At 37.9% G+C, this 12,578-nt stretch carries 11 protein-coding genes; 4 read left to right on the top strand and 7 right to left on the bottom strand.

The window, feature by feature from the left end:
- Positions 1 to 110: 110 nt before the first annotated feature.
- Together KSU66_RS04955 and KSU66_RS04950 are read left to right on the top strand one after the other, a co-directional pair.
- Positions 111 to 251: a hypothetical protein gene (locus KSU66_RS04955; protein ID WP_269050311.1), complete on the top strand. Its 141-nt coding sequence runs from the start codon at positions 111 to 113 to the stop codon at positions 249 to 251.
- 148 nt (positions 252 to 399) lie between these two features.
- Positions 400 to 1,053, top strand: coding sequence for a spore coat protein (locus KSU66_RS04950; RefSeq protein ID WP_269050310.1), 654 nt, complete (start codon positions 400 to 402; stop codon positions 1,051 to 1,053).
- A 190-nt stretch (positions 1,054 to 1,243) separates the two neighbouring features.
- On the opposite strand, the gene KSU66_RS04945 is transcribed toward KSU66_RS04950, so the two are convergent.
- Complete coding sequence (locus KSU66_RS04945; RefSeq protein WP_269050309.1) at positions 1,244 to 2,038, bottom strand: PAS domain S-box protein; 795 nt, start codon at positions 2,036 to 2,038, stop codon at positions 1,244 to 1,246.
- Positions 2,039 to 2,217: 179 nt separating this feature from the next.
- Here KSU66_RS04945 and KSU66_RS04940 point away from each other — a divergent pair, with 179 nt between their 5' ends.
- Positions 2,218 to 3,867: a PucR family transcriptional regulator gene (locus KSU66_RS04940; RefSeq protein WP_269050308.1), complete on the top strand. Its 1,650-nt coding sequence runs from the start codon at positions 2,218 to 2,220 to the stop codon at positions 3,865 to 3,867.
- 112 nt (positions 3,868 to 3,979) lie between these two features.
- Here the strand turns inward: KSU66_RS04940 and KSU66_RS04935 are convergent, their stop codons facing one another.
- The 4 genes from KSU66_RS04935 to solA form a co-directional block, all read right to left on the bottom strand.
- Positions 3,980 to 4,396, bottom strand: a complete 417-nt coding sequence (locus KSU66_RS04935; RefSeq protein ID WP_269050307.1) for a hypothetical protein — start codon at positions 4,394 to 4,396, stop codon at positions 3,980 to 3,982.
- Between the two features lie 63 nt (positions 4,397 to 4,459).
- Positions 4,460 to 5,695, bottom strand: a complete 1,236-nt coding sequence (locus tag KSU66_RS04930) for a M24 family metallopeptidase (protein WP_269050306.1) — start codon at positions 5,693 to 5,695, stop codon at positions 4,460 to 4,462.
- Between the two features lie 59 nt (positions 5,696 to 5,754).
- Positions 5,755 to 7,071, bottom strand: a complete 1,317-nt coding sequence (locus tag KSU66_RS04925) for an MFS transporter (RefSeq protein ID WP_269050305.1) — start codon at positions 7,069 to 7,071, stop codon at positions 5,755 to 5,757.
- A gap of 176 nt (positions 7,072 to 7,247) precedes the next feature.
- On the bottom strand, positions 7,248 to 8,429 hold the full coding sequence (gene solA, locus KSU66_RS04920) for an N-methyl-L-tryptophan oxidase (protein WP_269050304.1): 1,182 nt from the start codon (positions 8,427 to 8,429) through the stop codon (positions 7,248 to 7,250).
- A gap of 900 nt (positions 8,430 to 9,329) precedes the next feature.
- On the opposite strand from solA, the gene KSU66_RS04915 reads away from it, so the two are divergent.
- Positions 9,330 to 9,989: an HAD family hydrolase gene (locus KSU66_RS04915; protein WP_269050303.1), complete on the top strand. Its 660-nt coding sequence runs from the start codon at positions 9,330 to 9,332 to the stop codon at positions 9,987 to 9,989.
- A gap of 53 nt (positions 9,990 to 10,042) precedes the next feature.
- Here the strand turns inward: KSU66_RS04915 and KSU66_RS04910 are convergent, their stop codons facing one another.
- Positions 10,043 to 11,479, bottom strand: coding sequence for a DEAD/DEAH box helicase (locus KSU66_RS04910; protein ID WP_269050302.1), 1,437 nt, complete (start codon positions 11,477 to 11,479; stop codon positions 10,043 to 10,045).
- Positions 11,480 to 11,638: 159 nt separating this feature from the next.
- Positions 11,639 to 12,532, bottom strand: coding sequence for an RluA family pseudouridine synthase (locus KSU66_RS04905; RefSeq protein ID WP_269050301.1), 894 nt, complete (start codon positions 12,530 to 12,532; stop codon positions 11,639 to 11,641).
- Between the last annotated feature and the right edge of the window lie 46 nt (positions 12,533 to 12,578).

Genomic DNA, 12,578 nt, shown 5'->3' with positions numbered 1-12,578 from the left:
TCTTTTATAAACAAACCATGTATTATCAAACTATTCAATCGTTTCAGCATTTAAATGAGCTATGTTATGATTTTCGGTTGAAAAATTACTTTTAGAGGGATGGGATATTTATGAAAATCAAAAATATGGTTCGGGCATTTCTTGGGGCAAACCTACTACTATTAGTTTCTTTTGCTTTTCTACCGGCCCTGTTGTTTAACCCCGATTTAGAGTCTTATCAAGCAATTCTCAACTATATCAATAAAGAATAATATTATATTTTCTATCAGAAGTCGAGAGATATTCCTTGGCTTCTTTTTATTTTCCATATTTTAATATAACTTAAAAGTGAATGGCTTCAATTTCTAAACCCATACTAATTAAGGTGCAAAAAACTTATTATTTAGGAGGAGTCGGGAATTGACGCAAAATCCATTTCAAGAGCACAATCAAACACATCAAAATATGCAAACAGGAAGTGTTTCACAGCAAATGAATCATGGTGGCCATGAAGTATTTGATGTGCACGAGGCACTTTCCGGAACAATCGCCGCTTTAGATCAAGCACTATTATTTCGGCCTCATGTAAAAGACCCTGAGTTACTTGATATATTAGATCGCCAATATCGTTTTAGGTTGAACGAATACAATATAACCGTTGATGCATTTACAACAGGAAAAGACCCTTCCCAACACACGGGACGCTATGAAATGAAGGAAGGCAATGACTTCGTCTACGGGCTAAAGCAGTCACCACCGAAAAAACCAATACAATCTGTTGCGGAAGTTTCAGACGAACTTATTTCCGGTTTTTTACTTGGCGCTGCGAAAGCCGGTGCATCCGCCAAAACCACGGCCGCTACGGAAACAACAAATCCTGTCGTCCGACGTGTACTAGCTGACTCTGTACCAAACTGTATTGAAATGGCTTACGAGCTTTCGATTTATCAAAATAAGCACCATTATTATCAGATGCCACAACTTGTCCAACAAGATATGCAACAAATGTTAAATGCATTTGCACCCGCACAAGGACAACCTGCAATGCCACCCAACAATAACCAGGTACAATAATCAAAACGGCCCAAAAAGACAATGAATCGTCTTTTTGGCCCGTTTTTTATTTCTATATAAGCTGAACTAAAGAAAGTGACCCCTAGTTGATTATAGTTGAAAGCGTCCGCTTGGAACGGAAATCAACGGCTCGGTAAAGCAATCATTATTGGGCTTTTCAGGTTAGAATCTTTAATTCAACATATCTAGTCTATTTTATCTCTATAGTTGTTTGCACACCTAATGATTGTAAAGCACGTAAGACTGTCGATGATGTTTTTATTGAATTTAATTCACCACCGAGGGCTAACGATGCCATGGCAAGTCCTGGTCTAATTCCCGTAATAATTGAATCTACGCCTAATAGTTTCAATACACGATAAAGTTTGTGTAAATAATCGACAACTGTCGAATCAAAATTACTAACGCCCGAAAAATCAATAATTAAGCATTGTAAATTGGCTTCTTTGATTTTCATTGGAATATCTTCAAGCAAACGTTCTCCTCTGTCCCTATCGATAGAACCGACAAGCGGAAGAACTGAAATTCCTTCTAAAATCGGAACCACTGGTGTAGTTATTTCATTTATTTCTTCTAAAAGCCGAGCATTCGATTTCTCTGTATTTTTTTTACTCGTAATATCTCTAAATACCGTCTGAATGACGACCTGACCACTATATATTATGGGATGGCAGCTTAGTTGTATTTCAACCACCGTACCATCAGCTTTTATTATTTCTTGTTTAATAAGCTTGGCAGGTTCATTGGTTTTAATAACTTTTGCAATACGTGCCTTTATTTTTGGTTTATCTGTTTCTAATAGGGTATTCGTTATTGGCGTGCCGATGATAGATTCCTTTTCGGCTCCTATAAACTTTGCGCCCGCATTATTAATATAAATAATTTCATGATTCAAATGAAGGATTGTTGGTTCAACAGAGTATTCAATTACTTGTTGGTAAAACTTATCTTGTACTGTTGTTGCCACTTCAGTTCCTATCCCCATTGTCTACACTCTCCCTTCCCCTTAGTTTATCGGAATTACTTATTTCTTACAAGCGCGTGTTTAAAATACTCCTTAATCCATTAATGATTCGGCTATTTTATTTTCATAAAAATACTAAACTTTATAAGTTTGTAATAATTTGAATTTACAGTACAATATAAATGCGAGGAGGAGAGTGTATGATCACAGTAAAAGACTCATTGCGTTTGCCTGAATTACAAAATGTAATCATTCGGTCCGGAATAAGTGGAGTAGCAAGGAAAATTCGTTGGGTACACGTTGTAGACCACGATGATATTGCGCATTTCCTTAAAGGACAAGAGTTTTTACTATCGAGTGGACAACTATGGCCAAAAGACAAAGAAGTGGAAGCAAAGTTTCTCGATTCATTACTTCGACATCAAATCTCCGGCATATTACTTGCAACCGGTCGTTACTTATTAAGTTGTCCGCCGGCCCTTTTAGAATTTGGTGAAAAGTATTCGATTCCTGTATTGGAAGTACCTTTTAAAGTCCCCTTTGTTCAAATAACCTATGCTATCCATGAGGAAATAATGGAGCGCCAATACCATAAAAGAATATTAACAAATCACGTCCCCACAAAGTTCTTTGAAATGATGCACACTGTCAAAAGTAGCCAGGAAATTTGCGATGTCCTTGCCGATTTCCTTAAATGTACCGCTGTATTTACTGACAAAACAAATTCCATCCTAGAACATGCTACTTTTGGTAAAGTAAAAAGAATTGATATTTCACCAACAATGAACCATTTAATCACTAAATTGAAAAAGGAATATACTCAAGATAAACAACATAATAAAAGAAAATTTGGAAAATATCATGCTATATATTTAAAACATTATCAATCTTATGTGCTGGCGGTTCCACTAAATATAGAAGAAACATTTTACGGTACACTTTGGCTACTTCAAGATAAAGAGCGATTTACTCAAGATCATGAGCTCGTCCTTAAACACGCTGCTCAAATACTAATCGATATCCATATCGATAAACAAGAAGCACACGTTAAACGCTGGCAAATCCAATCGGAAATGCTTGATCTTCTGCTTGAAAAACAGAAAACAGCTAAACTAGTTGTCGAAAAGAAAATCTGGGAAATTGGTTTACTACCAAAGGGGCAATGGATGGCGGGACTAATTCTAACAGGGAATAGGAACTTATCTTCCCAAACACTTTTAGAATTGGCAACTATTCGTGGGGTTTGTAACAAATGGTTCGAAGAAGAATTAGAGATTGACGGTTTCTGTGAAGTTTACGGCGATAATTTAGTACTTTTAATGACGACCTTTTTAGATAGCGCTAAATTGAAATTGCAATTAGCAAGTTTAAGAACCAACTTATTAACATTAAATGATCAAGTTTCACCCGTCTTTGTAATTGGCAGTTTCCAACGAGAGCTACTTTCATTTGTTTCAAGTTATGAGAGTGCGAAGTCTTTAGCGCCTTTAGTTCAATATAAAAACGAATCCGACGGAACCTACTTTTCCGATCAATTTCAGCGTGAAATACTTCTTTACGGAAAAATGACCCCAGCTGAAGCGCACTATCTTCTAACTAAATTATTACCAGATAAATCGCTTCGTGAAGATGGAGAAATACTTTATGAGACATTAAAATCCCTTGCTGCAAATAGCTTCAATCGCGAATATGTCGCCAAAACACTTCACATTCACAGGAACACATTACGTTATAGAATTAAAAAAATCGAAGAATTTCTCCAAGATAACTTAGCATCACCTGATTGTCAGTTTTGGATACAAACTGCCCTTAATATCCAATCGCTTGCCCACCAACATAAACCCGAATAAACAGGTGAAAACGTGTCCGCCTTTTTTTGGCAGACACGTTGGTTTAATGACTATAAATATATATGTTATACGTATGACTACATTTACAAACTGAGCGAAGGGATTCTTTATTTCAAACTAAATAGCTTGGATTAGCTAACATATTTTTGAAGTAAACAGCTTCTCCATTACTTTCACCGTCGAAAATAACAGTCGTATTAGGAGAAAATATTAACACATCACCAACTTCTCCAATATATTTATTGCCTTCCAGATTACGAACAATAATTGTTCCACTTGTTATTACTTTGACTTCGATAAAATCAAATTCCGCGGAATAGTCTTCCGAAGGTTGCAATGCAAAATACCCCATTGTTAAGGCTTCTTTTTGTGTCGTAAGTGGCACATCGACAATTTGCCCTTTAAGATTCGGAGTCCCACGTAGCGCACTCAATTCATTGAGTTTGTAAGTCCCCGCCTTAATCAATTGAATACCCGGTTTTGCACATAAATAGGTTTCATTACTTTTCGTTAGTATGCTTTCAGCCATTATAATTCCCCCTAAATATTTTAATTTATAGTATATTTCAACGCCGTGTTTATAAGTCTAAATTTACTTTCTGATAATATTATGTTCCGGCCCCATCGGGAAACCTGTAATATTTTCTACTGAACCATCCTCATGTATGACAAGGATATCGTGCTCACGGTATCCTCCCGCACCTAGTTGTCCTTCAGGAATCATGATCATTGGCTCCATTGATACGACCATACCCGGCTCTAGTATAGTCTCGATGTCTTCACGTAACTCAAGACCCGCCTCACGGCCATAGTAATGGGAAAGTACGCCGAAGGAATGTCCATAACCAAACGTCCGGTTTGGCAGTAGGTCATGCTCACGGAAAATTTCATTTAACTCGATTGCAATATCCATACACCTAACACCGGGCTTAATTAATTCAAGCCCCTTTTTATGCACTTTTACGTTAATCTCCCAAAGTTCAAGATGTCTATCTGATACTTCTTCCAAAAATAGAGTACGTTCAAGTGCCGTATAATAACCAGCAATCATCGGGAAAGTATTTAGGCTTAGAATATCACCACGCTCTAGCTTTCTTGAAGTAGCCCAGCTATGTGCACCATCTGTATTAATGCCGCCTTGGAACCAAACCCACGAGTCTCTTAGTTCCGCGTGCGGATATAGACGCGCGATTTCACGTGTCATCGCTTGTGTTCCGTGTAGTGCTACTTCGTATTCGGGAACACCTACATCAATCGCCTCAACTACTGCTGCGCCACCCACATCAGCAACTCGTGCCCCGTTTTTAATATGTTCGATTTCTTCGGCTGATTTGAACATACGCTGTGCCATCGTCGCCTTTGAAATGTCTATCAGTTCCGCATCTGGAAATGCATCTTGTATTTTTTGGCGGACTTCAAGCGTCACATGATCGTCCTCGATTCCAAGACGTCGAGTGATGTTGCCCGAGTCGCTTAGAACTTTCTTAACCGCATAAAGATAATTATCTTTTTGCCAGTCTGTATAAATGATGTTGTCACCAAAGCTTCTGCGCCATGGCATACCGCCGTCGATATTTGCGGAAACTGTGACGTGCTTATCCTGTGTTACAACTAGTCCATAATTACGACCAAATGAAGTATATAGGAAGTCACTATAATAATTGATATTGTGATAAGAAGTAAACAACACCGCATCAATATCTTTTTCTGCTAAAACTCTGCGTAGATTGTCATTACGGCGCTTCATTTCTGTCTTTGAGAATGTTCCAATCACTTTTTCTCCATTTTTCAATACCTTTGTTCTTTCTAGATCTTTAGTAACTATCATTACTATTTCCCCTTCCCAATGCCTTCTTTATTTGGAGTAACATATGAAACTTATTGGCCTTAATCTTCTTTTAAAGGTTGGTTCGCAGTCTCCTTCGTCATTAGAAGGAAGATAAATGCAACTATAGCAGCGGCCATCAAATAAAATGCTGGAGCGAACGTGTTGCCCGTTTTTGCAATTAAAAATGTTGCAATTAAAGGTGCTGTCCCGCCAAAGATAGCGTTGCCCGTATTGAACGATAAGGCGAAAGCACTGAAACGTATTGACGTAGGAAACATCTCTGTAAGAAAAGTGGCAAGTACGCCATCATTCCCCGCTAGTACAAATCCAAGCATTATTAATGCAAGTACCGCATAAGCACCTCCAACGGAAAGGAGCCAAAAAGCGGGATATGTGAATAATATAAACATAATAGAAGCTCCAATAAGTACTGGTTTTCTTCCAATTCGATCGGCAAGCATACCTACTAAGGGAAGTATTAGAACGTAAGTACCTAAAGAGACAAGCGTAATCAATATTCCCGTAGTAATACTAAAGCCTAATTCCTTCGTAAGGTAAGTTGGCATATAGCTAAGAATAGTGTAGAAGCCTACCGCATTAAGACAGATAATCCCAAAGGCTATTGTTATCTGTTTTCGGTTTTGATGAACCCCTTGGAACATATTTTGTTTAGGAGTCTTCTTCGAACTATCCATTTCCTTAAATAATGGTGTGTCCTCTAACTTAAGACGAATTAGCAAACCGATTATGCCAAGAGGTCCAGATAATAGAAAGGGTATTCTCCATCCCCAGCTGTATAAAGCCTCTTGAGTCAGGTTGAATTCGAGAAGCGATACAATTATTACCGCTAACATAAGTCCTGCCGCTGTACTTGCCGGTACCATACTAACGAGAAGACCCCGACGTGAATTCGGTGCATATTCCGAAATGAAAGATGCTGCCCCGGCATATTCTCCCGATGCTGAGAATCCTTGAATAAGGCGACAAACAAGTAATAATAATGGTGCCATTATTCCAATCGCCGCATAGCTAGGCAAGAACCCAATTGCAAAAGTTGACAGTGACATTATGCTGATTGTCATTACCAAGACACGCTTACGTCCGATTTTATCACCAAAGTGCCCCCAAATGAGTCCACCAATAGGTCGCACGATAAATGATACAGAAAACACCCCGAATGCCCCTAACAATGCCGCTGTTTCATTCCCTGGGGCAAAGAAAACTGCGGCAATAACTACCGCTAGATAACCGTAGGAAGCATAGTCAAACCATTCAATCAAATTTCCAATTGCAGCACCAACAACTGCTTTTTTGACACTGGATGATATTTCTTCCGAGGTATCCGTCTTTTCAAGTTCCGCTTCTACAACTACCAAAAAGACAACCTCCCTTCTTTGTAATTCCAGTCCTTCAATTCGAGTAACGAGTACACTCAGACGACGGTTATCAACAAATCACTAGGTTCAGCGCATAGATTGCTTTTTGGTCGATGGTAAAAGGCGATTGCTTACAATACTAATTATACCTCCAGTTGTAAACGCTTACATTCAATTCATATATTAGCTTTTTCTAACGTATTTTTTATAGCGGGACGATTGACAGAGAAAATAGAAATATCATGCTCTGTTTTTCCTGTTAAAGCTAATTGAGTTAAGATTTCACCAACAACACTTGCAAATTTGAATCCATGTCCCGCAAATCCAGCTGCAAATGAAATATGAGGATGTTCGGGGTGCTTGTCGATAATGAAGTGACCATCCGGTGTTCTAGAATAAATACAAATTGCGGCTTTCTTTAATTCTCCATTAGCTTCTGGCATAAACCTATCTAAAAATTCACGAATATGTCCTTCATCATTCTCGTTAGATCCAAAATCGCGGTTCATCGTATCTGGATCAATTTTATCGATATATTCATGTCTTCCTACTTTCACTCCACACCCATCGAACGTCGGAAACCCGTAATAGATTGCTTTAGTGTCTCCTGTAGGAACTTCAACCATAAAAGTTGGGAATGTATTTGTATTAAATAATGATTCATTGGCCTCAAACCAAGCTACAGGTTGACGAGTAGGTGTGATTGGTAAATGCAGGTTAAGACTTTCCGCTATTTTACCACTCCAAGCGCCGCCACTAAGGATTAACTTGTCAGCAGTAAATATTCCATTCTTTGTAATTACCTTAACCGAGTCTTCAAAAGCCACGATATCTACAACCGGATTGTTCACCGAAAACTCGGCACCGTGATGTTCAGCAAGCTCTCGATAAGCCCTGATACAATTTTCACTGTATAAAAACCCCGAGTTAGGCTCATAAAAAGCGATGTAGTCATCCGGAACAGTAAGTCCCGGCCAACGTTCATTCATTTCCTTTCCTCTTAAGAAATCGATTTCCAAATTATGTTCTTTCCCACTTGCAATTGCTTCGTCTATAAACGGAGATTCACCTTTCGGTCCAAAACCCATTGCACCAACGCGCGTGAATATTTTGTGGTGGGACATTTTCTCAAGCTCATCCCATAACTCCTGGGATCTTAGTGCAAGAGGAACATATTCCCTTCCTTCACCGTAAGCATGGCGAATGATTCGCGTATCACCATGGTGGCTGCCTTGTGCATGCGGCGGATCATATGCATCAATCAACAAGGTTTTGACTCCTTCTTTCGCTAAAAAATACCCCGCAGCCATTCCCATTGATCCTGCTCCAACAACGATTACTTCATAATGCTTATTCACAGTAATCCCCCCATCCGTTTGTAATATTTTAAATTCCTTAATAAAAGAAATTAGTTTCGTAACAGTTAAGACTTTTTAGCTTACTTCGACTTTTTTTATTTTCAAATACTTTTACAGCAGCTTCCGCCACTTTAATCTCGTTTTGTGAGATTTCGATACTCGCAATCTACGCGTCGTCCATTCGATGTTTTGCAACAAGGTTTCCACCTTCGTCAACAAAGGATCTTATCCATCGCTTGCTCTTTATCAGCAAACTTGAGCAGTTGAAAATTTGCATACGGAACCATTACGTATTCAGACTGTCCTCCTACCCAACCTCCCATGTCTACATAGCTCGGATTCACACCAGGACCATCTCTTAATACTAAATCTGGAAAGCTAATGTCTTAAAACTCAACTTTCCCTTCACCCGCATAGACTACTGCCCTGTTTCCAAGTTTACTTGTTTTCTTACTTCCCAATTCAACCAATTCTTTGTTACTAACCATTACCATTTCCTCCTTTAAAATATGTCTTTAAAGAATAGTACTCCTATCAATCTAGCTAAAATGACAAGGTTGGATTAGATAAGATTCTGGAAGAAGTGCTAACTTCAATCAACTAATTTAATATTCGTACGAAAGATTTGATTCCATTTCTAAAGATTAAATATTGAGTTATTTGATTGACTTAATCATAACCCCACACATCAAATCTAACAATTGGATGATAATGCTCAACTTTTTTAGTATAAATAAGGAATCACTGTGCATCGTGTACAATTGAATAAATATATTGAAACAATTTCCGATAATTAAAGAAGTGACTGAAAACATACTAATTAACTATATCGAAATTGCTTTAGTAAAATAAACACTGTATAATTTTAGAAAAGTATAAAAATAAGATTGGGTGATTAGTGTGCGTGTAGCAATATTTGATTTTGATGGAACGTTGTATGCAAAAGAAACTTTTCAATTATTAATGGACCATTTAAAAAAACACCCCGATTATCATACAAAATATAATCGTTTTTTCCGCTCTATGTTACCGCCCTATATTGGTTATAAGCTGAAAGTTTATCCTGAAAAGAAAATGAAAGACCGTTCAATGCAATTTTATCTAGATGCGTTCGATCAATTTCCCACAAAACATTTAGATATCTATTTCGAGGAAATTGCGGATAAAATGCGGAAGGATTTCAACCCTCTTGTCCTTTCGAAGATAAAGCAACATGTCGCTGACGGTGTTCATATTATGCTAGTTTCTGGTGCCTATACACCTCTTTTACACAGTGTCACAAAAGAATTGCCAATCGATACGATTATCGGAACTGATATCCCTGTGAAAAAGCAACTGATTGATAGTAAAACACCGATTTTTCACGTTCACGGTTTGAAAAAAAATGAAAAAATCCTATCTTATTTATCTGGCAAAGAAATTGACTGGTCCAATAGTTTTGCATATGGAGACAGCTATTCTGACTTATCTGTCCTTGAACTCGTTGGAAACCCCGTTGCTGTTCAACCAGATTCAAAACTAAAATCCATTGCTGAGGAACGTATGTGGCAAATTATTTAATAACGTACAAAAAAAGCGCTTCCCAATAAGGAGCGCTTTTTTAAAAATATTATTCATTTTTTTGCTTTATGCACCTTTAGCAACTTTCCTTTTACCGTTTTCGTTTTCATTTCTTGTAAAACGAGTGGGCCTTTGCCATTTAGAATATCTATATATGTTACAGTGTCTTGAATTTTAATAATACCGATATCTTCTGCCTCAATGCCCGGGATGCTAGTAATTGTACCAACGAAGTCAAAAGCACGCAGCTTTTTTTTCTTACCTCCATTAAAATACAACTTCAAAATATCTTTGTTCAAGTTTTCACTTTTATCTTTTTTCAGTTTCGGTAGCTTTTCGAGTTTTTCAGTAAAAGCATCTATCGCTTCAGCAACTAATTGTTGTGAAGGCATATCACGTCGCGGAATATTAAACCCGATAAAAGTTTCAATTTCAGCAAGGAATCGATCTTCATTTGGCGTCACAAATGATATCGCCATCCCTTTATTTCCCGCACGTCCTGTCCGGCCGACGCGATGTACATAACTTTCATTCTCCAGTGGAATGTCGTAGTTAATCACATGTGTAATGTTTTCAATATCAATTCCCCGCGCCGCGACATCCGTAGCTACTAAATAGCGGAATTCTCCACGTTTAAATTCGTCCATTACTGCAAAACGATCATCTTGCATCATGCCACCATGAAGCTTGTCCACCGTATAATGGAACTTTTCAAGTTCATCCGTAACGCGGTCTACTAGATCCTTCGTTCGACAAAAAATGATGCAACTGTCGGGATTTTCAACAACCGTAACATTGCGCAATAATTCTAATTTGCGTTGCTCCGATACGATGAATAATGAGTGGTCAATATTATCCGTTATTGTTACATCAGAATCGATGACAATATTTTTGGGTTCATTCATATACTTTTGACTTAACTTTTTAACCATATCCGGAAGAGTTGCTGAAAAAAGCATCGTTGTCCGGTTTTTCGGCAAATGATTAATAATTTTTTCTACTTGGGAAATAAACCCCATATTCAACATTTCATCTGCTTCATCCAGAACTAAATAGGTAATTCGATCAAGAACGAGTGTCCCTCTTTCAATATGGTCCATTACACGTCCCGGTGTACCAACGACTACGTGACATTTTTGTTTTAAATCTGCCTTTTGATAAGCAAATGGTTGCTTTCCATAAACCGCCACCGCTTTAATGCGCTTAAAACGCCCGATGTTTGTAATGTCTTCTTTCACTTGGTCCGCAAGTTCCCGTGTAGGCGTTAAAATAAGTGCCTGTGGTTTGTTTTCTTCCCACTCCACCATTTCACAAATTGGAATCCCGAAAGCCGCAGTCTTCCCACTTCCAGTTTGTGATTTGACAACTAAATCTTTCCGCCCAAGTGCATCTGCCATTACTTTTTCCTGAACTTCTGTCGGTTCCGTATAGCCCAAACCGTCAAGTGCTTGTATAATTTCACTGCTTAATTGATACTTTTGAAACGTCATTCCAAATCAACCTCTCGATATTTCTTCATTACAAATTTTTTTAAGTTTCGTCACCGATGGATCAAGCAATAGGTTTAATGGACCAATCGATCCAGCAATAAAGAATGAAATAATTTCACTTTCAAATAAAGCACCTTCGCTTATCAAAAATTATTCTTATTATTTTGACCGAGCTAAAAAGATTTGAGGCACATCTGCCGTATATCGAACAATTTCTCCTGTACGCGGATGAACAAAAGCTAATGCTGTCGCATGAAGGCCAATTCTTCGCAGTGGATTGCCTGTTGCACCGTACTTCTTATCGCCAACAACAGAGTTTCCTAACTCTTCCATATGAACGCGGATCTGATTTTTACGACCCGTCTCCAGGTGAACTTCAAGTAAAGAACAATCTTTATTGGATTGGATTTTTTTATAATGAGTAACTGCGTATTGCCCACCATTATCTACTGGACTAGAGTACATTTTAAATGTACTACTTTCTGTTAACCAGGATTTAATTGTGCCTGATGATTTCTTCACTTCACCTTCAACGAGTGCTGTATACATTCGTTCTTTGACTACTTCAGTCCATCCATTTTGCATATCTTGTTGAACTTTCTCACTTTTAGCGAATACCATTACACCTGATGTATCTTTATCGAGTCTATGGACAATGAAAATCCGATTTTTTGAATTACTTCTACGTACATAGTCGGTTACTTGTCGATATGCAGTCAGTTCATTTTCCCTTTTTGAAGCAACGGAAAGTAAACCTGCATTTTTATTAATAACAATAAGATCTTCGTCTTCATGTAAAATCGAGACCCCTATTAATTTCGATTTACTTTGGGCTGCTTGATTGCTTAAAATTGCAACCGTTTGGCCAGTTTGCAACGAATAATTATGTTGCTTTACCATTTGCCCGTTAACTGTAACTTGTCCACGCGTAAGTATTGACTTCACCGAGTTTCGACTACTTTTAGACATTATTTTTAATAAATAAGGAAGTAGCTCCATTGGTTCGTCAACTGTATTAACAGCGGTATTTAAAGATTCTTGTTTTCTACTCATAACTTCTAACTCCTCTATTTCACTCAAATGAGTTCTAGTAGTGAAA

Source organism: Sporosarcina sp. G11-34 (genome assembly GCF_026931025.1).
The sequence above is the reverse complement of the archived record's forward strand: the minus strand, read 5'-3'. Positions and strand labels throughout refer to the sequence as shown.